General features: G+C 69.8%; 20 protein-coding genes. 9 read left to right on the top strand and 11 right to left on the bottom strand.

Annotated features, from left to right (window positions below):
• The first annotated feature begins 93 nt into the window (after positions 1 to 93).
• Positions 94 to 2,316, top strand: coding sequence for a transglycosylase domain-containing protein (locus OG729_RS14325; RefSeq protein ID WP_405806359.1), 2,223 nt, complete (start codon positions 94 to 96; stop codon positions 2,314 to 2,316).
• A gap of 78 nt (positions 2,317 to 2,394) precedes the next feature.
• Here OG729_RS14325 and OG729_RS14320 read toward each other — a convergent pair whose 3' ends face one another.
• The 3 genes from OG729_RS14320 to OG729_RS14310 form a co-directional block, all read right to left on the bottom strand.
• The gene (locus OG729_RS14320; RefSeq protein ID WP_360879238.1) at positions 2,395 to 4,245 is read right to left on the bottom strand and encodes a SpoIIE family protein phosphatase; all 1,851 of its coding nucleotides are present in this window, start codon (positions 4,243 to 4,245) and stop codon (positions 2,395 to 2,397) included.
• 361 nt (positions 4,246 to 4,606) lie between these two features.
• A complete protein-coding gene (locus OG729_RS14315) occupies positions 4,607 to 5,284 on the bottom strand; it encodes a DUF402 domain-containing protein (RefSeq protein WP_360879235.1) in 678 nt (225 codons plus the stop codon).
• A gap of 58 nt (positions 5,285 to 5,342) precedes the next feature.
• Entirely contained in the window at positions 5,343 to 6,737 is a 1,395-nt protein-coding gene (locus OG729_RS14310) for a class II fumarate hydratase (RefSeq protein WP_405806357.1), read from the bottom strand.
• Between the two features lie 147 nt (positions 6,738 to 6,884).
• On the opposite strand from OG729_RS14310, the gene OG729_RS14305 reads away from it, so the two are divergent.
• On the top strand, positions 6,885 to 8,417 hold the full coding sequence (locus tag OG729_RS14305; RefSeq protein ID WP_405806356.1) for a ricin-type beta-trefoil lectin domain protein: 1,533 nt from the start codon (positions 6,885 to 6,887) through the stop codon (positions 8,415 to 8,417).
• An 80-nt stretch (positions 8,418 to 8,497) separates the two neighbouring features.
• On the opposite strand, the gene OG729_RS14300 is transcribed toward OG729_RS14305, so the two are convergent.
• On the bottom strand, positions 8,498 to 10,174 hold the full coding sequence (locus OG729_RS14300; RefSeq protein ID WP_405806355.1) for a fumarate hydratase: 1,677 nt from the start codon (positions 10,172 to 10,174) through the stop codon (positions 8,498 to 8,500).
• A 198-nt stretch (positions 10,175 to 10,372) separates the two neighbouring features.
• Between OG729_RS14300 and OG729_RS14295 the strand changes: the two genes are divergently transcribed.
• Positions 10,373 to 11,038 carry a DUF1707 domain-containing protein gene (locus OG729_RS14295; RefSeq protein WP_405806353.1) on the top strand — a complete coding sequence of 222 codons (666 nt, stop codon included), beginning with the start codon at positions 10,373 to 10,375 and terminating at the stop codon, positions 11,036 to 11,038.
• A 151-nt stretch (positions 11,039 to 11,189) separates the two neighbouring features.
• Entirely contained in the window at positions 11,190 to 11,543 is a 354-nt protein-coding gene (locus tag OG729_RS14290) for a WhiB family transcriptional regulator (protein WP_360879220.1), read from the top strand.
• A 118-nt stretch (positions 11,544 to 11,661) separates the two neighbouring features.
• Here the strand turns inward: OG729_RS14290 and glpX are convergent, their stop codons facing one another.
• Positions 11,662 to 12,693 (bottom strand): class II fructose-bisphosphatase, encoded by a 1,032-nt coding sequence (glpX, locus tag OG729_RS14285; protein ID WP_405806352.1) that lies wholly within the window; start codon positions 12,691 to 12,693, stop codon positions 11,662 to 11,664.
• A 132-nt stretch (positions 12,694 to 12,825) separates the two neighbouring features.
• Here glpX and OG729_RS14280 point away from each other — a divergent pair, with 132 nt between their 5' ends.
• The gene (locus OG729_RS14280) at positions 12,826 to 13,350 is read left to right on the top strand and encodes a DUF4245 domain-containing protein (protein ID WP_405811133.1); all 525 of its coding nucleotides are present in this window, start codon (positions 12,826 to 12,828) and stop codon (positions 13,348 to 13,350) included.
• Between the two features lie 54 nt (positions 13,351 to 13,404).
• Here OG729_RS14280 and OG729_RS14275 read toward each other — a convergent pair whose 3' ends face one another.
• The gene (locus OG729_RS14275) at positions 13,405 to 14,175 is read right to left on the bottom strand and encodes a hypothetical protein (RefSeq protein ID WP_405806350.1); all 771 of its coding nucleotides are present in this window, start codon (positions 14,173 to 14,175) and stop codon (positions 13,405 to 13,407) included.
• A gap of 252 nt (positions 14,176 to 14,427) precedes the next feature.
• Between OG729_RS14275 and OG729_RS14270 the strand changes: the two genes are divergently transcribed.
• Complete coding sequence (locus OG729_RS14270; RefSeq protein WP_360879209.1) at positions 14,428 to 14,631, top strand: hypothetical protein; 204 nt, start codon at positions 14,428 to 14,430, stop codon at positions 14,629 to 14,631.
• Between the two features lie 192 nt (positions 14,632 to 14,823).
• On the opposite strand, the gene OG729_RS14265 is transcribed toward OG729_RS14270, so the two are convergent.
• From OG729_RS14265 to OG729_RS14250, 4 genes are all read right to left on the bottom strand, one after another.
• Entirely contained in the window at positions 14,824 to 15,414 is a 591-nt protein-coding gene (locus OG729_RS14265) for a malonic semialdehyde reductase (RefSeq protein ID WP_360879206.1), read from the bottom strand.
• A 143-nt stretch (positions 15,415 to 15,557) separates the two neighbouring features.
• Positions 15,558 to 15,794 (bottom strand): exodeoxyribonuclease VII small subunit, encoded by a 237-nt coding sequence (locus OG729_RS14260; RefSeq protein WP_360879203.1) that lies wholly within the window; start codon positions 15,792 to 15,794, stop codon positions 15,558 to 15,560.
• A gap of 115 nt (positions 15,795 to 15,909) precedes the next feature.
• Positions 15,910 to 17,118 carry an exodeoxyribonuclease VII large subunit gene (gene xseA / locus OG729_RS14255; RefSeq protein WP_405806347.1) on the bottom strand — a complete coding sequence of 403 codons (1,209 nt, stop codon included), beginning with the start codon at positions 17,116 to 17,118 and terminating at the stop codon, positions 15,910 to 15,912.
• Positions 17,119 to 17,237: 119 nt separating this feature from the next.
• Complete coding sequence (locus tag OG729_RS14250; RefSeq protein WP_405806346.1) at positions 17,238 to 18,605, bottom strand: APC family permease; 1,368 nt, start codon at positions 18,603 to 18,605, stop codon at positions 17,238 to 17,240.
• A gap of 78 nt (positions 18,606 to 18,683) precedes the next feature.
• On the opposite strand from OG729_RS14250, the gene OG729_RS14245 reads away from it, so the two are divergent.
• Together OG729_RS14245 and ppgK are read left to right on the top strand one after the other, a co-directional pair.
• On the top strand, positions 18,684 to 19,688 hold the full coding sequence (locus OG729_RS14245) for a 4-hydroxy-3-methylbut-2-enyl diphosphate reductase (protein ID WP_360879193.1): 1,005 nt from the start codon (positions 18,684 to 18,686) through the stop codon (positions 19,686 to 19,688).
• Positions 19,689 to 19,753: 65 nt separating this feature from the next.
• Positions 19,754 to 20,494 carry a polyphosphate--glucose phosphotransferase gene (gene ppgK / locus OG729_RS14240; RefSeq protein WP_405806344.1) on the top strand — a complete coding sequence of 247 codons (741 nt, stop codon included), beginning with the start codon at positions 19,754 to 19,756 and terminating at the stop codon, positions 20,492 to 20,494.
• A 60-nt stretch (positions 20,495 to 20,554) separates the two neighbouring features.
• Here ppgK and OG729_RS14235 read toward each other — a convergent pair whose 3' ends face one another.
• Complete coding sequence (locus OG729_RS14235) at positions 20,555 to 21,130, bottom strand: DUF6542 domain-containing protein (protein ID WP_360879187.1); 576 nt, start codon at positions 21,128 to 21,130, stop codon at positions 20,555 to 20,557.
• Positions 21,131 to 21,315: 185 nt separating this feature from the next.
• On the opposite strand from OG729_RS14235, the gene ychF reads away from it, so the two are divergent.
• On the top strand, positions 21,316 to 22,404 hold the full coding sequence (gene ychF, locus OG729_RS14230) for a redox-regulated ATPase YchF (protein WP_404724307.1): 1,089 nt from the start codon (positions 21,316 to 21,318) through the stop codon (positions 22,402 to 22,404).
• Positions 22,405 to 22,490: the final 86 nt, after the last annotated feature.

The raw sequence follows: 22,490 nt of genomic DNA, 5'->3' as shown, positions 1-22,490 counted from the left end.
TAGCTTTCTGAGCCGATTCCGAGCGGGTGGGCGGTCCGCCCGGGCCGAATCCGGCAAGAGACCACACAAGACGACGAGCGGAGCGACGAAGCGATGGGCCGAGCGGAAGCGCGAAAGGCGCGGGAGCGCGGGGCGCGCCGGGCGAAGAGAGCCAAGCCCACGGGCATACGGCGCTTCTTCACCTGGAGGAAGCTGCTGGGCACCTTCCTCGGCCTCTGCCTGCTGGTGATGGGCGCGTTCTTCGTGATCTATCTGCTGGTCCCCGTGCCCACGGCCAACGCCCAGGCCGAGATGCAGAGCAACGTCTACAAGTACAGCAACGGCAAGATCCTCGCCCGCACCGGCAAGATCAACCGCGAGATCGTCGGGCTCGAGAAGATCCCCAAGGACGTCCAGTTCACTTTCGTCGCCGCGGAGAACAAGACCTTCTTCAAGGACAACGGAGTCGACTTCAAGGGCACTGCCCGCGGCCTCATGAACACCCTCACGGGCGAGGGCAAGCAGGGTGGCTCGACCATCACCCAGCAGTACGTCAAGAACTACTACCTGAACCAGGACCAGACGGTCACCCGCAAGCTCAAGGAGCTGGTGATCTCGCTCAAGGTGGACCAGAAGAAGGAAAAGAGCGAGATCCTCGCGGGGTACATCAACACCAGCTACTACGGCCGCAATGCGTACGGAATCCAGGCCGCGGCCCAGGCGTACTACCGCAAGGACGCCAAGGACCTGAACGTCGCCGAGGGCGCCTACCTCGCCGCTCTCCTCCAGGCGCCGAGCCAGTACGACTGGGCGGTCGCGTCGCCCACCGGCAAGAAGCTGGTCACCGAGCGCTGGAACTACGTACTCGACAACATGGTCGAGGAGGACTGGCTCGACGCCTCCGTCCGCAGCGGCCTGAAGTTCCCCGAGCCCAAGACCCCCAAGGCCGCCCCGGGCATGGAGGGCCAGACCGGCTACCTCGTCGACGCCGCCAACGCCGAGCTGGAGCGCCAGGGCATCAGCGAGGAGGACATCAAGGCCGGCGGCTGGACGATCACCCTCAACATCGACGAGAAGCGCCAGAAGCAGCTGGTCAAGTCGGTGGACAAGCAGCTTGAGGAGAAGCTGGAGCGCAAGAAGGACAAGGCCGACGCGACCGTCCAGGCGGGCGCGACGTCGGTCGACCCGAAGACCGGCCATGTCGTCGCGCTCTACGGCGGCATCGGCGCCACCGAGCACTGGCTGTCCAACGCCACCCGCCGCGACTACCAGCCCGCGTCGACCTTCAAGCCCATCGTCCTCGCCTCCGCCCTGGAGAACGGCGCCGAGACCCAGGACGGCGAGAAGATCGGCCTCAACACCAAGTACGACGGCACCAGCAAGCGGCCGGTCGAGGGCAGCGACACCCCCTTCGCGCCGGAGAACGAGGACGACCAGGACTACGGCCCGGTCACCGTCCAGCGGGCGACCAACAGCTCGATCAACTCCGTCTTCGCGCAGATGATCGTGGACGTCACCCCGCAGAAGGCGAAGAAGACCGCGCTCGACATGGGCATGAAGGACGGCCAGGGCTGGCCGGAGCGCCCCGCGATGTCGCTCGGCACGATGGGCGCCTCCACCTGGGACATGGCCGCGGCGTACGCGACCCTCGACAACCACGGCAAGAAGGTCACGCCGACGATCGTGAAGTCCGCCGAGCACGCGGTCCGCAAGGCCGATCCGAAGGACCCGATCGGCGACCAGGTCATCAGCCGCGAGGCGGCGGACACCGTGACCAAGGCCATGACGGGCGTGGTGAAGAGCGGTTCCGGCACGAACGCGGCCGGCGACTACTCGGCGGCCGGCAAGACCGGTACGTCGGAGAACAACCGCTCGGCGTGGTTCGTCGGCTACACCCCCGATCTCGTCACGGCCGTCGCCCTCTTCGGCGAGAAGCCCGACGGCACCGGCCAGGTCACCCTGACCGACACCGTCAACGAGGGCCGCGCCAACGGTGGTGGCGTCCCGGCCAAGATCTGGAAGCAGTACACGACGGGCGCACTCGACGACGAGGCGGCCGGCGACGAGTTCGACCTGGAGGTCGACGAGAGCGCGATCGTGGAGCCGGACCCGACGCCGTCGGACAGCCCGTCCCAGACGCCCTCGCAGAGCCCGTCCAAGTCGCCGGAGAACACTCCCTCGCACACTCCGAGCAAGTCGCCCACCAGGACGCCGACGAAGGACCCGACGGGGACGCCGAGCAGTACGCCGTCGGTGACGCCGAGCCTCAGCCCGCCGGTCGAGCCGGGAAGCGGCGACCCGGGCGGGCCGAACGGCAATTCCGTCGCCAATCCCTGACGGCACGGCTGTGACGGCATGACTGTGCCCGCGGCACCCGGCTCCCGGGTCCGCGGGCACACTTGGGCCAGATCTGGGCTACGTACGGGTCGGCAGCTCGAACCAGACCACCTTGCCGGTCGAGAGGCGAGTCGCTCCCCACCGTCTGGCAAGCCGGTTCACCAGGAACAGACCGCGGCCGCCCTCGTCCGTGTCCCGGGCGCGACGCTGCCTCGGCAGCTGCGGAGAGTCGTCACCGACCTCGCAGCGCAGCACGTCCGTACGCAGCAGCCGCAGCGTCACAGGACGCTCCGCATACCGCACGGCATTGGTGACCACCTCGCTGACCAGCAGCTCCACCGAGTCGCTCAGCTCCTCCAGGCCCCAGCGGGCCAGTGCCCTGCGGGCCAGGCGGCGGGCCCGGCCGGGGGCCGCGTCCTCCGGCTCCAGGAACCAGTACGCGACATCGCTCGGCGCGATGCCGTCGAAGCGGGCCGCGAGCAGCGCGATGTCGTCGTCCCGGTCGCCCGGCCCCAGCATGTCCAGCACGTCGTCGCAGAGGGCTTCCAGCGGCGGCGAGTGGTCGGGACCGGTCAGCTGAGCCGTGTCGGCGAGCCGCTCCCGCAGCTGCTCGATTCCCGTCCACACATCGCGCAGCCGGGACTCGACGAGGCCGTCGGTGTACAGCAGCAGGGTCGCGCCGGCCGGGGCATCGAGCTCCACGGCCTCGAAGTCGACGCCGCCGACCCCGATCGGTGCGCCGGGCGGCACCCGCAGCACCTCGGCCCGCCCGCCCAGGTGCAGCAGGATGGGTGGCGGGTGGCCCGCGTTGGCGATGGTGATCCGGTGCGAGACCGGGTCGTAGACGGCGTACAGGCAGGTCGCCATGCGGTCGGTGCCGAGCCGCTGGGCCTGCTCGTCGAGGTGGTGCAGGACCTCTTGGGGCGGCAGATCGAGCCCGGCCAGGGTCTGCGCGGTGGTCCGCAGCTGACCCATGATCGCGGCCGAGGTCATCGAATGCCCCATGACATCGCCGACCACGAGCGCCACCCGGCTGCCCGGCAGCGGGATCGCGTCGTACCAGTCGCCGCCGACGCGGGCCGTCTCGGCGGCCGGCAGATAGCGGGATGCCAGCCGTACACCGGTCGGCTGGGGCAGCGAGTCGGGCAGCATGGTGCGCTGCAACTCGTCGGCGATGTACGCCTCACGGCCGTACAGCACGGCCTTGTCGATGCCGAGCGCGGTGTGCGTCGCCAACTGGGCCGCGACCAGCAGATCGTTGGGCTCGAACCCGGCCCGGTCGGGCCGGCGCAGAAAGACGGCCGCGCCGATCACCCGGCGCCTGCCGCGCAGCGGGGCCAGTATCGCGCGATGGCCGCTCGGCACGGTCCGTCCGTCGCCCAGCAGCTCGGGCAGCGCGGCCCGGGCGGCGGCGGAGTCGCCGAAGACCGGCCGTACCCCGCGCAGCACCTCGGAGAGGGCACCGCCGGACCGCACCTCGCACAGCTCGGAGGCCGGAATGAGGTCGGTCTGCGGGTCGATGACGGGGAGGGACGCGGACGGGCCGAGGTCGGTGTCCTCACCGGCTAAACGGAGCCGGTCGGTGCGGCGCAGCCGTAGTACGAACGGGGAGACGGGCCGCTCGTCGCCCACCGGCAGCGGATCGCGGAGGTAGACGAGGATCGCGTCGGAGAAGGTCGGCACGGTCGCCCTGCACAGACCGAGGACGATCTCGTCCAGGTCTATCCCGCGCGCGATCCGCCGGGTGGCCGCCCCCACGAAACGCAGCCGGTCGCCCTCGCGCCGCGCCGTGCCCGCCAGATCCTGCGGCGGCGGCCCGGGCGGCGACGGCACGGCCGAGGGGCCTGCCTCCGACCGCGGCCGGGTGCGCTCGTGCGACCGGGCAGCCATGGGCTGCCGGCCTTCGTGGGACGTGGGCTGCTCCGTCACGCGTGGGATTCCGTCCGTCCGGGCCGGTTGTGCGATGCGATGGCCTCGTGAAGCGGTGCTGCACTCTCTCGGGGGATAACCCCCGAGCCCCCGGCCGAAACAACCGTTCTGGGGGTGGCGTCGACAGGGTGGCCGGCATCCGGCACAGCTCCACCCCCTTGAATGACTCGAGATGACTTACGGTCAGGTCGTCTGCTGCGCTCAATGGTTGTCGAAACGACGCAGCCTTGCGGACGACGATCCTACGTTTGCCCCCCGGGGGCGCATCAAGAGTCTCATGAGGTCGTACGCGCCGGAGCTTGTTACTGGACAGGAGTCAGCCAAGGCGATCACGCCCCCGGATCACCGCCCCGCGTGGCGCTCAGGACGTCAGCTGCGCGGCCGTACGCCCCCAGTCCGCGGGCAGTTCGGGTACCCGCCAGGCCGGGTCCGGGCGCCAGCGCTCCCAGCCGTCGCAGAACGGCGCTCCCCAGGCCCGGATCACCTCGACGGCCGCCTGGCCCGCCTCCCGTACCCGGGAGGCCTTCTGCGGGTCCATCATGCCGACCAGCTGGGCCTGGGCGAACTCGTCCTCGTCGTGCCAGCGCCAACTGCGGTCCGGATGGACCGAGAGGTCCAGGAAATGGTCCTCCGAGTCGATGCCGCCCGACCAACGGGTGTGCGGCTCCTCGAGGTTCACGTACCAGTTGCGGAACGTCCAGCCGCGCTCCCAGAACAGCCACACCGACCACGGCTGCCCCGGCCGGGCCAGCTTCAGCACCCCCGCACCGAACCACCGGGAGCGGGTCACCGTGCGCGGGGCGGTGTAGCGGGTGGCCAGCGGCTCCTGGTGCACCGGGGTGCCGTCCGCGAGGACCGGCTTCACACACTCCGTGCCCGGCGCCATCCACGCCGCGAGCAGGTCCTCGGTGTCCTGTACGACGGTCACCGGGCGGCAGATGTGAATGCCCGAGCCCGACAGGTCCGGGGCATGGCCGCGATAGCGCCAGAGGATGTGGTCCCCGGGCGTCCAGCGTGTGCTGCGTTCCGTACCTGTCATGAGCAGATCTTAGGAGGACGGCCCGGTCCGCGCAGCGATCCAGGTCACGGGCGCCGCGTCAGGGGTGCGTCATACGCAGCACGTCAAGGGCCTCGTCCAGCTGCTCAAGGGTCAGCGCTCCACGCTCCACATAGCCGGACTCGAGGACGACCTCGCGGATCGTCCTCCGCTCAGCGAGCGCCTTCTTGGCGACCTTGGCGGCCTCCTCGTAGCCGATGTACTTGTTCAGGGGGGTGACGACGGACGGTGAGGACTCCGCGTACTCCCGGGCCCGCTCGACGTTCGCCGTGATGCCGTCGACGGTGCGGTCCGCGAGCAGCCGCGAGACGTTCGCCAGCAGCCTGACCGACTCCAGCACATTCTTGGCGATCACCGGGAGCATGACGTTCAGCTCGAAGTTCCCGGCGGCCCCGGCGGTGGCGACCGTGGCGTCGTTGCCGGTCACCTGTGCGGCGACCATCAGTACGGCCTCGGGAATGACCGGATTGACCTTGCCGGGCATGATCGACGAGCCCGGCTGGAGGTCGGGGAGGTTGATCTCCGCCAGACCCGTGCGCGGGCCCGAGGCCATCCAGCGCAGATCGTTGGAGATCTTGGTGAGCGAGACGGCGATGGTGCGGAGCTGACCGCTCGCCTCCACCAGTCCGTCCCGCGCGCCCTGCGCCTCGAAGTGGTTGCGGGCCTCGGTCAGCGGCAGCCCGGTCGCGCGGGCGACCTCGGCGATGACCGCGGCCGAGAAGCCGGGCGGGGTGTTGATGCCGGTGCCCACCGCCGTGCCGCCGAGGGGCAGTTCCGCGAGGCGGGGGAGCGACGCCTCGAGCCGCTCCACGCCGTACCGGATCTGGGCGGCGTAGCCGCCGAACTCCTGGCCCAGCGTCACCGGAGTGGCGTCCATCAGATGCGTACGGCCGGACTTGACGACGTCCGTGAACTCGGCCGACTTGCGCTCCAGAGAGGCCGCCAGATGCTCCAGAGCGGGGATGAGATCGCCCGTCACCGCCGCCGTCGCCGCGATGTGGATGGAGGAGGGGAAGACGTCGTTGGACGACTGGGAGGCGTTCACATGGTCGTTGGGGTGCACCTCGCGGCCGAGGCGCTCGGTGGCGAGCGTCGCGATGACCTCGTTGGTGTTCATGTTCGAGGAAGTGCCGGAGCCGGTCTGGAAGACGTCCACCGGGAAGTGCTCGTCCCAGCGGCCCTCGGCGACCTCGGCGGCGGCGCCGGCGATCGCACCCGCGATGTCCTTGTCGAGCACGCCCAGTTCGGCGTTGACCTGCGCGGCAGCCGCCTTGATCCGGGCCAGGGCCTCGATGTGCGCGCGTTCGAGGCGCTGCCCGGAGATGGGGAAGTTCTCCACCGCCCGCTGGGTCTGGGCCCGCCACTTGGCGTGGGCGGGGACCCGTACCTCACCCATGGAGTCGTGCTCGATCCGGTACTCGCTCGTGTCGTCCATCGCCGCCACGCCTCCTCATCACTCGGCTGTGTCTCTCCGGGGCGACCCCCGAACCCCCAAAAGGTGAGCACTTGTCTTGTTACGCCTATTCCCAAGTGCACTACCCGCCAGTAAATACCCGGATTAACCACGAACCGGGGAGGCGCAATGACGCGCACCAGGCACAGACTTCGCTGTACGGTCGCGGCCGCCGCCGCACTGGCCGCGGGCCTGGGAGGAATGGCGGCCACGGCCACCACCGCCCGGGCCGCCGAGGCCGGCACCTCCCGTACGGCCGCAGCCTTACCGCTCCCGCCCGAACTGGAATCCATCCGTGCGGCCGAGGCCGTCAAGCTCTACGGCAGCCCCGCCGAACGCCCCCTCGCCGACCGCAAAACTGGCCTGATCTCGCTGGGCGACAGCGAGATCTCGGGCGAAGGAGTCGGCACCTACGAGCCCGGTACCAACGGCCCCGACAACTGGTGCCACCGCTCACCCGACGCCGCCATCCATCGCACCGGCATCGCCGCGGACCTCACGTACAACGTCTCCTGCTCCGGCGCGGGCACCGGAAACATCAGGATCGGCGGCTCCAAGCAGCACGCCGACGAACTGGTCCAGAGCGACGCTCTCGCCATCAAGGCGCGCAACACCCGCATCAAGATGGTCCTGTTGGTGGCCGGCGCCAATGACGACCTGCAGTTCGGGCCCGTGATGACCGACTGCGTCACGCGCTATGTGCTGTTCCAGGGGCCGTGCGAGCCCAAGTACGCCCCCGGCTGGCAGACCCGCGTCGACGGCCTCGTACCCAAGGTCGAGCAGACCGTACGCGACCTGCGCACCGTGATGCGCGAGGCAGGCTACGCGGACGCCGACTACAAACTGGTCGTGATGGGCTACCCGAGCCCGGTCGGCCCGGACTTCCGCGACAACCCGCACTTCCCCGGCAAGCTGATCTGCGGAGGCATGGGCTACGACTCCGACACCGTCTGGGGCCGCAACACCGCCGTCCCCGCGTTCGAGCGCGGCATGCGCAGGATCGCGCAGTCCACGGGGGCGGTCTATCTCGACAACTCCCGGCTCTTCCACGGCCATGAGGTCTGCATGGAGGACACCTGGGCGCGCGGGCTGTACATCGACCTGTCCAACCCCTTCCCGCCGGACTCCAATTCGGTCCGCCAGTCCTTCCACCCGAATGTGCGCGGACATGCGGCCTTCGCCTCCTGCCTCACCCAGCTGTACAACTCGGGCCTGCGCGAGGCCAGTTGCGCGGATGTGGCGTCCAGCGGGAAGCCGCAGCTGTACGCGGGTGCGTGGGACGAGGCGTACCGGCCGCTGAAGAACGAGGCGACGGGTGCGTGCGTGGACGTCTCCGGCGCGGTCAGCCGCAATGGCACGGCGGTTGTCGGGTGGGACTGCCACGGCGGCCGCAACCAGGGCTGGTGGTACGACGCGGCGCGCGGCTCGCTGCATACGGAGCTGACGCAGGACCGGTGCCTGGATGTGCCGGGGGCGAGGTACGAGGCGGGGGCGGCGCTGATTGTCTGGAACTGCTCGGGCGCGGCGAACCAGCGCTTCGTCCGCGCCTCGGGCACGCTCCGCCCGGCGTCGGCGGAGGGCCTGTGCGCGACGCTGGGCTCGGCGAGGGAGGCGTTGCGCCTCCAGCCCTGCAACGGCTCGGCCGGACAACGCTTCGCGTGAGTTTCCCTCACCCCGCCCTCCCCCTACAGCCGCCAGGCCGCAGGGGGAGGGCGGGGTGGGGAACAGCTCCGCCGCAGGCGTTAGCCCAGCCCCGGGCCCCGCACCGGGATCGACGTGAACGTCGGCGCCGGCGCAGGCTCAGTGAAGAAGTCGTTCCCCTTGTCGTCCACCACGATGAACGCCGGGAAGTCCTCCACCTCGATCCGCCACACCGCCTCCATCCCCAGCTCCTCGTACTCCACGACCTCCACCTTCTTGATGCAGTCCTGCGCGAGCCGCGCCGCGGGCCCGCCGATCGACCCAAGGTAGAAGCCGCCGTGCGTCCCGCACGCGTTCGTCACCTGCTGCGAGCGGTTGCCCTTCGCCAGCATGACCTTCGAGCCGCCCGCCGCCTGGAACTGCTCGACGTACGAGTCCATACGGCCCGCGGTCGTCGGCCCGAAGGAGCCGGAGGCGTAACCCTCGGGAGTCTTCGCCGGACCGGCGTAGTAGACAGGGTGGTCCTTCAGGTACTGCGGCATCTCCTCACCCGCGTCCAGCCGCTCCTTGATCTTGGCGTGCGCGATGTCGCGCGCCACGACCAGCGGGCCGGTCAGCGAGAGCCGGGTCTTGACCGGGTACTTGGTGAGCTCGGCCAGCACCTCGTCCATCGGCCGGTTGAGGTCGATCTTCACGACGTCACCCGCCTCGTCCAGGTGCTCGTCCGTCGTGTCGGGCAGGAACCGCGCCGGGTCGGTCTCCAGCTGTTCCAGGAAGACGCCCTCCGCGGTGATCTTCGCGACGGCCTGGCGGTCGGCCGAGCAGGACACGGCGATGGCGACGGGCAGCGAGGCGCCGTGCCGCGGCAACCGGACAACGCGCACGTCGTGGCAGAAGTACTTGCCGCCGAACTGCGCGCCGATGCCGATCTTCTGGGTGAGCTCGAAGACCTTCTCCTCCAGCTCCTTGTCCCGGAAGCCGTGACCGGTGGGGGAGCCCACGGCGGGCAGCTCGTCGAGGTAGTGCGCGGAGGCGTACTTCGCGGTCTTCAGCGCGAACTCGGCGGACGTGCCGCCGACGACGATCGCGAGGTGGTACGGAGGACACGCGGCCGTGCCCAGCGAGCGGATCTTCTCCTCCAGGAACTTCATCATGGAGGCCTCGTTAAGGACCGCCTTGGTCTCCTGGTAGAGGAAGGACTTGTTGGCGGAGCCGCCGCCCTTTGCCATGAACAGGAACTTGTACGCGCCGCCGTCGGTCGCGTACAGCTCGATCTGGGCGGGGAGGTTGGAGCCGGTGTTCTTCTCCTCCCACATGGTGAGGGGAGCCATCTGCGAGTAGCGCAGGTTGAGCTTGGTGTACGCGTCGAAGATGCCGCGCGAGAGGGCTTCCTCGTCGCCGCCCTGCGTCAGGACGTTCTGGCCGCGCTTGCCCATGACGATGGCGGTGCCGGTGTCCTGGCACATGGGCAACACACCGGCCGCGGCGATGTTGGCGTTCTTGAGCAGGTCGAGCGCGACGAACTTGTCGTTGGAGGAGGCCTCCGGGTCGTCGACGATACGGCGCAGTTGCGCGAGGTGGGCGGACCGCAGGTAGTGCGAGATGTCATGCATGGCCTCGGCGGCGAGCTTGCGCAGCGCCTCCGGCTCGACCTTGAGGAACGTACGCCCGTCGGCCTCGAAGGTGGAGACTCCCTCGGCGGTCACCAGGCGGTAGGGCGTGGTGTCCTCTCCCAGCGGGAGCAGATCGGAGTACGCAAACTCTGGCATTACGGCCATTCCTTACTCGGCAGACGGCGGCGCGGCCTCCATTGGCAACGCGCCCTCAAGCGTAGAACGCGGTTGGCTGACGCAGTCTGTGAGGTAAGGCTCACCCGCGGGACCGCGGGACCCGAACCAGGGGTGGGGCCCGGTTCGGAGGCGACCCGCGGCCGCGCCCCCTAGTCGCGATCTATCGCGTTTCGCTACGCTGGCTCCGTGGACCTCGACAAGCACCCCCAGAAGCCGGTCGCCCCCGCGGACCCCGCCGGCGGCACCGACATCCGTGCCTCAGACGCCGACCGCGACCGGATCGCGGACATCCTCAGGGACGCGCTGGCCGAGGGCCGGCTGGACGCCGAGGAGCACTCCGAGCGCATCGACGCCGTCTACAGCGCCAAGACCGTCGGTGAACTCGAGCCGCTCGTCCGGGACCTGCCCACGACCCGCAAGCGCCCGGACCCCACCGCGCAAGCGTACGGGCCCGAAGAGCCCGCCGGACCTGCCGACAACCTGATCGCCGTCTTCTCCAGCTCCACCCGCAAGGGGCGTTGGCGCGTCGGCCGCCGGACCAATGCCTTCTCGCTCTTCGGCACCATCGAGATCGACCTCACCGAGGCGCTCTTCGAGCAGCGGCTCACCGTGATCAACGCGACGTCCATCTTCGGCAATGTCGAAGTGCGGGTCCCGGAGAACATTTCGCTGCGCGGCAGCGGCACCGGATTCTTCGGGAACTTCGACGTCCTCAGCCTGGAGGCCGCCGACCCCGAGGCCCCGGTCGTCGTCGTCAACGGCTACTCGGTTTTCGGCAATGTCGAAGCCAAGCCGAAGAGGGGCCGGCTGATCGCCGATCTCCATGACCGCCTGCGTAAACACCTCGACTGACGGCTCCGCCCCGGAGTGCTTTCCGGCCGCGAGCGCCCGTCCGCAATTCCGTACCCCGGAACTCAGTGCCACTCAGTGAATAGGAGTGCGTACAGCGGGTAGGGAGTGCTGCATCGTCTCTCGCTCGCGAAGCCGTCGTCAGGAGTAGACCGTGCTGCAACTGCCGCATCAGTCCTTGCAGGTAGCCGCCCTTGCGCCCCAGCGGATTCCCGCTCGGGAAGATCAGGCCGGACCCTGGCACGCGGAGGCGGTGTGCCGCCGGGACGAGGCCGGGCTTTTCTTCGCGCCATCCAAGGAGCCAACGGCCGCACGGCTGTCGCGCGAGGAGGCTGCCAAGCGGGTCTGCGCGCGCTGCCCGGTGATGGTCGAGTGCCGGGAACACGCCCTGCTCCAGCCCGAGCCGTACGGCGTGTGGGGCGGGCTCACCGCGGCCGAGCGCCGCGTGGTGCTGGCCCGGCGCAGGCGGCGGGAGGTCGAGATCAAGAAGCCGGCCTCGGCGGCCTGAGGGGTACCCGCGCGGGGACGCGTACCTACGGGATGGGGCGCCCCACCGCACGTGGGAGCGCCCCTTCCGTATGCATCCGTGTGTCCCGTACGTACGCGGAACTGCTTCCGTACGGGACCTACTTCGCGCGGTCGAAATCGATCGCGCTGTACGCGCGCAGCTTCGACAGCCGGTGGGTCGAGTCGATCTGCCGGATCGTGCCGGACTTGGAGCGCATCACCAGCGAGGACGTGGTGGCGGTCTCCGCGCGGTAGTGCACGCCGCGCAGCAGCTCGCCGTCGGTGATGCCGGTCGCGACGAAGAACACGTTGTCGCCGCTGACCAGGTCGTTCGTGTGCAGCACCCGGTCGAGGTCGTGGCCGGCGTCGAGCGCGCGCTGCCGCTCGGCGTCGTCCTTCGGCCAGAGCTTGCCCTGGATCGTGCCGCCGAGACACTTTATGGCGCAGGCGGAGATGATGCCCTCCGGCGTGCCGCCGATGCCCATCAGCATGTCGACGCCGGTGCCTTCGCGTACGGCCATGATCGAGCCGGCGACGTCGCCGTCCGAGATGAACTTGATCCGGGCGCCGGTCTCGCGGATCTCCTTGACCATGCCCTCGTGGCGGGGGCGGTCGAGGATGACGACGGTGATGTCCTCGGGATTGGCGCCCTTGGCCTTGGCGACGCGCCGGATGTTCACCGAGACGGGGGCGTTGATGTCGACGAAGTCGGCGGCCTCGGGGCCGGTGACCAGCTTCTCCATGTAGAAGACCGCGGACGGGTCGAACATGGTGCCGCGGTCGGCGGCGGCCAGGACGGCGATGGCGTTCGGCATGCCCTTGGCGTTGAGCGTGGTGCCGTCGATCGGGTCGACGGCGATGTCGACCTCGGCGCCGGTGCCGTCACCGATGTGCTCGCCGTTGAACAGCATCGGGGCTTCGTCCTTCTCGCCCTCGCCGATGACGACGACGCCGTTCATCGAGACGGTGGAGACGAGGGTCCGCATGGCCCTGACGGCCGCGCCGTCCGCGCCGTTCTTGTCCCCACGCCCGACCCAGCGACCGGCGGCCATGGCAGCGGCCTCGGTGACCCGGACGAGCTCCATGGCGAGGTTGCGGTCGGGGGCTTCGGGCGAGACCTCGAGCTGGGGAGGCAGATTGTGCTCGGTCATCGGAGCGCACCTTTCTGTACGACGACGGCCGGAAAAGAGGGTGATGCGACTCTATCGGTACGTCGACAAATTGAGCAGAGGGGGCCACGTTTGAGCACGCCACCTTGATGCGAACATGGGGGCGTGGCAGGTATGCGAGGCAGACAGACGGTGCGGGACATGGTGCTGTCGATGGCGGTGATCGGCGCCGTCGTCGCAGTCATCTACATGTTCATTCCGCACGACGACAAGGCGGACCCGATCAAGGCGGTCGACTACCGGGTCGAGCTGGTGACGGCGCGGCGCGCGGCGCCGTACCCGGTGGCGGCGCCGGAGGGCCTTGCGAAGGAGTGGAAGCCGACCTCGGTCTCGTACGAGCGGACCGACGGCGACGCCTGGCATCTCGGCTTCCTGGACCCGGACGGCGAGTACGTCGCCGTCGAGCAGTCCACGGCACCGGCGAGGAAGTACATTCCGAAGGTCAGCCAGCAGGCGCACGAGACCGGGAAGACCCAGCAGATCGCCGGCGCGACGTGGCAGCGCTGGGAGGGCCCGAAGTACGACGCGCTGGTGCGCGAGGACAAGGGCTCGACGACCGTGGTGACCGGGACGGCGTCGGCAGAGCGGCTGGCGGAGATGGCGGCGGCGCTGGAGACCGGCAAGGCCCCTCAGCAGTAACCGCGCGGAGCCGAAGTAACCGCGCGGAGCCGAGGAGAGGTAACCGCGCAGCGCTCAGAAGGGCTCGGGCAGGTACTTCTGGATGTGCTCCGGGCGGATCTTGTCCGGGGTGAGGAGCAGTCCGAGTACGACGGGTGGGGCCGGGGGCACGGTGGCAATGATCCAGCCCCGGTCCGGGCCGTGTCCGATGACGCGGTACCAGGCCCGTTCGGCGAGGGGTGTGGTGGTCGTGTCGCACCGGTCGAACACCGACCAGACGTCGGCGTACGTCTCCAGGAAGAAGTAGAACGGCGGCGGAAACGGCAGTTCGGCGCAGAGTTCGGCCTCGTACGGCGTCGTCCGGAAGTGTTCGGCCATGTTCTGTGCCGCGCGCTGCATCGGCAGGACCGACGCGGAGTCCGGCGCGGGGCCGGTCACGGGGCTGGGTGCGGGATCGGTCGCGGAATCGGTTCGGCTGTGAGCCCGGCTGCGTGCCTGCCGCTGGGCCGCCTTCTGCAGGCGCTTCGTCTCCCGCCACCGTCCGCGCCAGTGCGCCGTGAGCTTCTCGCGGGCGTCGGCCGGGGCGTCGGCGGCGAGCAACTGGACCAGCCGCAGCGTGACATCGACCGACGGCAGACGCTTCCCGTTGAACGCGTCGCTCATGGTCGATTTGCCCACCCGGCGTCCGCGGCTCTCGACGGACCGGTCCAGCAGGCTCTGCAGGGATGGCGCGTCGTGCAGGCTGTGCAGATCGTTCAGGTCCCCGGCGAACGCATCGAGGGCACGGTCGTACGCCGCCTCCGCGTCCTCGTGCTCGGCCGCGGGCTCTTCTTGGCGCGGTGCCATGTGCTCCATCCTTACGCGCCGGTGCGGAAGTGAGATGGGCATCGTAGACGCGAAGTGACCGTTCGCTCACACTGTGCTCGTCAGTGATGCGTCCGGGGTGCATCAAGGGCGTACGGTGGGATGTTTCGCGGCCGCCGCCGGGGGTCCGGTGCCCGGTCGGCGCCGAACGCCGAACGGGCCGCGATGATCCGCGGCGGACGGGCTTGTGCGCTCGATTGGAGTAATCGCGGCAGGCTCCGCTGAGCTGGGTGCATGGACAACGACGACGCGCAGAAAGCGTCCCAAGAGCAGCTGCCCGAGGAGCGTCGCAGGGATGTGAGCGCCATCGAACTCGGCGCGCTGGCCCTGCTGCTGGGGCTGGTGACCGTGGTCTATCTGGTCACGGGCAGTGCGAACTTCTCCTTGGTCATCGCGGCGGTCACCGGCCTCTACGGCGCCTGGAGAACCCGGCGCTGACGCGCTGAGGGAAGCCGACGGCCCCGGAGCGCGGTGTGCTCCGGGGCCGCGTGACGTCCGAGCTCCCGTAGGCCGCGCCGGTGGCTCGGACGGTCGTGAGCACCTCGTCGTACTCAAGCCGCGGTGACCGCGGACTGTGTCTTCCCGGGGGCGACCCCCGGACCCTCGGCAGTGGGGTTGCCGGGCGCTTCGTCAGACGGTGGTGACGACCTCGTCGTACTCAAGCCGCGGTGACCGCGGGAACCACGCGTCGTCGCCCGGCTTGCCGATGTTGACGATCATCAGCGGGGTGTGGTCGCCGTCCAGGAACTCCTTCTGGACGCCGGCGAAGTCGAAGCCGGTCATCGGGCCCGCGGCCAGACCCGCGGCACGGACGCCGACGATGAAGTACGCGGCCTGCAGCGCGGCGTTGAAGCCCGCAGCCTGCTCACGGACCGGGCGCTCCGAGAAGAACGCGTCCTTCGCCTGCGGGAAGTGCGGGAACAGGGCCGGGAGCTCCTCGTGGAACTCGTTGTCGGCGGCGAGGATCGCGACCAGCGGGGCAGCCGCAGTCTTCGGCCGGTTGCCCTCGGCCATGTGCTGCACCAGGCGCTCGCGGGCATCCTCCGAGCGGACGAGGACGACGCGCAGCGGGCTCTGGTTGAAGGCGGTCGGGCCGAACTTCACGAGGTCGTAGATCGCCTGGACCTGCTCCTCGGTCACCGGCTCGTCCGTGAACGTGTTGGCGGTGCGGGCCTCGCGGAAGAGGAGGTCCTGGGCGGCGGGGTCAAGAACGAGAGACATGCTGGCGTACCTTCCGGGACGTGCAGTGGAGCTTTACGGCGGGTGTAACCGCACCCCAGTAGATTAAATTTCAACTACATGGGGATGGTGACCCGACTCACACCGACACGTCCGCGCCCGGCTCGCCCCCGGTGTCCGCGGTGTCAGTCCTCGTCGGTTCCTGCGGCCTCGTCCGCTCCGCCGGACAGCGCCGCGTCCAGCCGCGCTCGGGCGCCCTCCAGCCAGTGGCGGCAGACCTTCGCCAGCTCCTCGCCGCGCTCCCACAGCGCCAGCGACTCCTCGAGCGTCGTACCTCCCGCCTCCAGGCGGCGTACGACCTCGATCAGCTCGTCCCGTGCCTGCTCATAACCGAGCGCGGCCTCGTCCGTGTTCGCAGCCATGCGATCCACCCTATGTGTGAGGTACGACAACGACGTTCACCGCGGCACGACGTTCACCGCGGCACGACGTTCACCCCGGCCTGGCGGTCGTCCCGCCATCGCGCGGCGACGGCGGTCACTCGGCGACCCGTACCGCGAACTCGCCCTCCGAGACCCGTGCCCGCAGCTCTTCGCCCGCCGCCACGTCCTCCGGCGAGCGCACGACCGCCCCGTCCGCCCGCTGCAGCACCGCATACCCCCGCTCCAGCGTCGCGGCCGGCGACAGCGAGACCACGCGCGCCCGGGTGTGTGCCAGCTCCGAGTCCGCGCGGTCGAGGAGGTGGCCGAGCACCCGCCGGCTGCGGGCGACCAGTGCGTCCACCTGCGCCTCGCGCTCGTCCACCATCCGCTGCGGATGCTCCATCGAGGGGCGGGCCAGCGCGTGCGCCAGACCGCGCTCCTCCCGCTCAAGCAGCCCCCGGACGGTGCGCAGCGCGCGCTCGCGCAGCTGGTGCACCCGGTCCAGCTCCTCGCCGACGTCCGGGACGACCTTCTTTGCCGCGTCCGTCGGCGTCGACGCCCGCAGGTCCGCCACCAGGTCGAGCAGCGGTGAGTCCGGCTCGTGCCCGATCGCCGACACCACCGGCGTACGGCACTCGGACACCGCCCGCACCAGCTGCTCGTCCGAGAACGGCAGCAGGTCCTCCACGCTGCCCCCGCCGCGCGCCACAATGATCACGTCCACGTCGGCGAGCTCGTCCAGCTCCTTGACCGCCTGAACGACCTGCGCGACCGCGTGCACCCCCTGCACCGCGACATTGCGCACCTCGAAGCGGACGGCGGGCCACCGCCGCCGCGCGTTCTCCAGGACGTCGCGTTCGGCTGCCGACGCCCGCCCGCAGACCAGGCCCACCCGGTGCGGCAGGAACGGCAGCGGCATCTTGCGGTCGACCGCGAACAGCCCCTCTGCGCCGAGGGTCCGCTTCAACTGTTCAAGCCGTGCGAGCAGTTCGCCGATCCCCACCGGCCTTATCTCCACGGCCCGCAGCGACAGTTGCCCCCGCGGCGCGTACCACTCGGGCTTGGCGAGCATGACGACACGCGCGCCCTCCGCGACCACATCCGCGACCGCGTCGAAGACCTGTCGGAAGCAGGTGACGCTGACGGAGATGTCGTACGAGGGATCGCGCAGCGTCAGGAAGACGACCCCGGCGCCCGGCCGCCGTGACAGCTGGGTGATCTGCCCCTCCACCCAGACCGTGCCGAGCCGGTCGATCCACCCGCCGATGAGCCGTGACACCTCGCCGACCGGCAGAGGAGCTTCCGCGGACGTGTTGAGAGCCATACGGGCGAGCGTATCGGCCGCGTACGACAAAGCCGCCCGCCGCGACCGCGCCGACGGCTGTTCCAAGGGCCCGCCGCGACCGGGCCGACGGTTGTTCCAAGGACGCGCCGCGACCGCGCCTACAGCTGTTCCGAGGGCCCGACGCGTCCCCACTGCACCGCCAGCACGATCATCCCGACCCCCAGCCACACCACGCCGACCACCTGCGCCGTGCCCGCCGCCGTCACGATCACCGCGGTCAGCACCCCGGCGCCGAGCAGCGGCACCAGGACATGCCGCAGCCAGTCCGGCGGGCCGTCCATCCGGCGCACCACGAACCAGCCGATCACGCTCGCATGCAGCAGAACGAACGCCGTCAGCGCCCCGATGTCGACCACCGACACCAGATGGTCAATGCCGTCGTCCCGCCGCGCCGCCCACAGCGCCGCGACCATCGTCACCGCGGCAGCCATGAGCAGTGCGATCCGCGGCACGCCCGAGTCCGTACGGGACAGTGCGTGCGGCAGCCGCCTGTCGCGTGCCATCGCGAACAGCAGCCGGCCCGCCGCCGCCTGCCCGGCCAGCGCCGCGAACGCCGCACCAATGGCCTTGCTCACCGCGACCAGGTCGTGCAGCCACCCTCCGACCGAGGCGTCCACCGCGTCGTAGAAGGCCGACCCCTGCCTACCCGGCTCCGCGGCCAGCTGCGCCGACGACAACGGCTCGAGCAGGGCCACCAGATACGTCTGCGCCGCGAACAGCACGCCCGCGAGCGCCAGACAGAGCAGCACCGCCCTGGCCACCTGTCGCGAGCCGCCGGTGACCTCCTCCGCGAACGACGCGATCGCGTCGAAGCCGAGATACGACAGCACCGCAACCGACACCGCGCTCAGCACCGCGGTCAGCGAGAAGCCCGCATCCCCGGAGAACGGCGACGCCCAGCCGCGCTCCGCCCCGTCCCGTACGAGCACCACCACCGCCGACACCACGAACACCAGCAGCACCACGATCTCCATCGCGAGCACCGCGAACCCGACCCGGGCCGCCGCCCGTACGCCCCAGAGGTTCAGCAGCGTGGTGACGACCACCGCAATCGCGGTCCACACCCACCGGTCCACCTCCGGAACCAGCGCCTCCATCGCGATCCCGGAGAAGAGATACGCCACGGCCGGGATCAGCAGATAGTCGAGCATCGCCATCCACCCGGCGATGAACCCGGGCCCGTCGCCGAGCCCCTTACGGGCGTACGTGAAGACCGAGCCGGCCTGCGGCGCGACCCGGACCATCTGGGCATAACTCACCGCGGTGAACGCCATGGCGATCGTCGCCACGACATAGACGAGCGCGACGGCCCCGTGCGACTTGGCGTCGAGTGTGCCGAAGATGCCGACCGGAGCCATGGGCGCGATGAACAGCAGTCCGTAGACGAGCAGATCCAGGAATCCGAGTGTGCGCCGCAGCTCACCGCCCGTGCCGTTCCCCTTGTCCGGCACCTCCGCTGCCGCCATCGGGTCCCTCCGTCGCTCGCGTCCCGCCTCAGTCTTCCCGCTGTGGGTGATCTCCCGCCTCTTCTGGGCGGCCTTACGATGGGGGGCATGACTGCTGCGACTCCTGCCCGACGCGTCCTCCTCGCCGCTCCCCGTGGCTACTGCGCGGGCGTGGACCGTGCCGTGATCGCCGTGGAGAAGGCCCTTGAGCAGTACGGGTCGCCGATCTATGTGCGCCACGAGATCGTCCACAACAAGTACGTCGTACAGACCCTGGAGAAGAAGGGTGCGATCTTCGTCGACGAGACGGCGGAGGTCCCCGAGGGGTCGATCGTCATGTTCTCCGCGCACGGTGTGGCGCCGGTCGTCCACGAGGAGGCGGCCGAACGCAGGCTCGCGACCATCGACGCGACCTGCCCGCTGGTCACCAAGGTCCACAAGGAAGCGGTCCGCTTCGCCAACGAGGACTACGACATCCTGCTCATCGGCCACGACGGCCACGAGGAGGTCATCGGCACGTCCGGCGAGGCGCCCGAGCACATCACGCTCGTGGACGGCCCCGAGGACGTCGCGAACGTTTCCGTACGGGACGAGTCGAAGGTCGTCTGGCTCTCGCAGACCACGCTCTCGGTCGACGAGACGATGGAGACGGTGGACAAGCTGAAGGAGAAGTTCCCGCAGCTGATCTCCCCGCCGAGCGACGACATCTGCTACGCCACGCAGAACCGCCAGATCGCGGTCAAGCAGATGGGCGCGGAGGCGGACCTGGTCATCGTGGTCGGCTCCAAGAACTCCTCGAACTCCGTCCGGCTGGTCGAGGTCGCGCTGGGCGCGGGCGCAACGGCCGCCCATCTCGTGGACTTCGCCGAGGAGATCGACGAGGCGTGGGTGGACGGGGTCTCGACGGTCGGCGTCACGTCGGGCGCGTCGGTGCCGGAGGTGCTGGTCGAGGGCGTACTGGAGTGGCTGTCGCAGCGCGGCTTCGAGGACGTCGAGATCGTCAAGGCGGCGGAGGAGTCGATCACCTTCTCGCTGCCGAAGGAGCTGCGCAGGGACCTGCGCGCGGAGGCGGCCGAGCTCGCCGGGAAGCCGTCCGGAAAGTAGTCCTGAAAGCAGCCGGGGACGTATCGGGGACGTAACTGTCAGGGGCTGCCCGTAACGTTGTGTCCATGAACGTGTTCGGAGTGGACATCGGCGGATCCGGCATCAAGGGCGCACCAGTGGACCTTGAGCGCGGCGACCTGGCGCAGGAGCGCCACAAAGTTCTGACCCCGCAGCCGGCGACGCCGGACGCGGTGGCCGACGGCGTGGCGGAGGTGGTGGGCCATTTCGACTGGTCGGGCCCGGTCGGCATCACCTTCCCCGGCGTCGTCACGGGCGGCGTCACGCGCACGGCGGCGAACGTCGACAAGGGCTGGGTCGACGTGGACGCGGGCAAACTGCTCGCCGACCGCCTCGGCGGCCTGCCGGTGACGATCCTGAACGACGGTGACGCGGCGGGCATCGCGGAGATGGCCTTCGGCGCGGGCCGCGGCCGCAAGGGCACGGTGATACTGCTGACGTTCGGTACGGGCGTCGGCAGCGCGGTCTTCATCGACGGCCGGCTTGTTCCGAACACCGAGCTCGGTCACCTCGAGCTGCACGGCCACGACGCCGAGAAGCGCGCCTCGACGAAGGCCAAGGAGGACGAGGACCTGAGCTGGCACCAGTGGGCACACCGGGTGCAGAAGTATCTGGCACATGTGGAGATGCTGTTCTCGCCGGAGCTGTTCATCATCGGCGGTGGGGTGAGCCGCAAGGCGGACAAGTTCGTGCCGTTGATCGAGGGCATCAGGGCGGAGATCGTGCCGGCGGGGCTGCAGAACAACGCGGGCATCGTGGGAGCGGCGATGGCGGCGACGAGCCGCTAGCCCGGGGTGCGTGCGGGCGCGGGCGTCAGCCCTGGCGCACCGGCGGGCTCGGCGCGAATGTCAGCCCCGTCGTTCCGGCGGCCCCTGGCGGGGGCGGCGCAGTCGGCGGCTCATCACTCGGATCTTCCGTACGCAGGTGATGAGCCCCGCGACCAGCGTGCCGCCGTAGAGCCAGCCCGCGTGCACGGCCAGCGAAGTCACCACGGCCATCGCCTGTCCGCCGAAGCCGCCCGTGCCACCCGAGATCGGCACGATGCCGGCCGCGAAGGCGATGGGCACGCTGATCGGCGCGGTGACCAGGTCCGCCTCCCGCACCCAGAGCGCGGTCAGTGCGCTGACGGGCAGGAACAGCACCCCGTACACCACCGCGGAGCCGTCGAACAGCAGCCAGTCCAGGCAGCCGAGCGTCAGCATGGTCGCGACGCCGAAGAGCCCGGCGCCGAGCCCGGTCAGCCGGGGATTGGGCAGTCTGCGCAGCGCGAGCACCACCGGCGGGACGGTGCGCGCGGGCCGGGCCGCCACCCGGTACACGGCGGGGCCTTCGCCGAGCGTGCCCTCCGCGAGTGCGCTCTGCGGGGAAAGAGGGGCCTGCGGCCGCTGGCGGCGCTGAGGGTGACTTGTCCTGTGCTGCTCCACCTGACCAACGTAGGTCGCAACTGGGGATGAAACAGGCCTGGGACACGCCCTTTGGGTGACCTTGGGGTTGAGTTCGAGCCACGGCTCCCGTCACGGCCCCGCTTGACCCGCCCGTAAACTGGGGAATCGGCCCACCTCCGGGCCGGGCGCCCATCAGCCAGTCCTCACTCCAGGAAGTCGCCAACGTGTCGCTCACGATCGGAATCGTCGGCCTGCCGAATGTCGGCAAGTCGACCCTGTTCAACGCCCTGACCAAGAACGACGTGCTGGCGGCCAACTACCCGTTCGCCACCATCGAGCCGAACGTCGGCGTCGTCGGCGTCCCGGACGCCCGCCTCGCCAAGCTGGCCGAGATCTTCGGTTCGCAGCGCATCCTTCCGGCGACTGTGGACTTCGTCGACATCGCGGGCATCGTGCGCGGCGCGAGCGAGGGCGAGGGCCTGGGCAACAAGTTCCTGGCGAACATCCGCGAGTCGGACGCGATCTGCCAGGTCATCCGGGCCTTCAAGGACGAGAACGTCGTCCATGTGGACGGCAAGGTCTCGCCGAAGGACGACATCGAGACGATCAACACGGAGCTGATCCTCGCCGACCTCCAGTCGATCGAGAAGGCCGTCCCGCGCCTGACGAAGGAGTCCCGCCTCCAGAAGGACAAGGTCGCGGTGCTCGCGGCGGTCGAGGAGGCGCAGAAGATCCTTGAGGCCGGCACGACGCTCTTCGCCGCGGGCATCACCGCCGGCACGGAGAAGGGCCGCCTGCTGCACGAGCTGCACCTGCTCACCACCAAGCCCTTCCTGTACGTCTTCAACGTCGACGAGGACGAGCTGGTCGACGAGGACTTCAAGAACGAGCAGCGCGCGCTGGTCGCCCCGGCGGAGGCGATCTTCCTCAACGCCAAGATCGAGTCCGAGCTGATCGAGCTCGACGACGACGAGGCGCTGGAACTGCTCCAGTCGATGGGCCAGGAAGAGCCGGGCCTGGCGACGCTCGGCCGGGTCGGCTTCGACACCCTGGGCCTTCAGACGTATCTGACGGCGGGCCCGAAGGAGACCCGCGCCTGGACCATCAAGAAGGGCGCGACGGCTCCGGAGGCTGCCGGTGTGATCCACACCGACTTCCAGAAGGGCTTCATCAAGGCCGAGGTCATCTCCTTCGAGGAGCTGGTCGAGACGGGCTCGGTCGCGGAGGCCCGCGCGAAGGGCAAGGCGCGCATGGAGGGCAAGGACTACGTGATGCAGGACGGCGACGTCGTGGAGTTCCGCTTCAACGTGTGATCGTCCGCGTTGCCGTGCGCTATGAGAAGGGGGCGGGCTCAGGAAACCCGGCCCCTTCAGCATTCCCATGCTGCCTTGGTGCCGAC

Source organism: Streptomyces sp. NBC_00210 (genome assembly GCF_045160975.1).
Classification (GTDB): domain Bacteria; phylum Actinomycetota; class Actinomycetes; order Streptomycetales; family Streptomycetaceae; genus Streptomyces.
The sequence above is the reverse complement of the archived record's forward strand: the minus strand, read 5'-3'. Positions and strand labels throughout refer to the sequence as shown.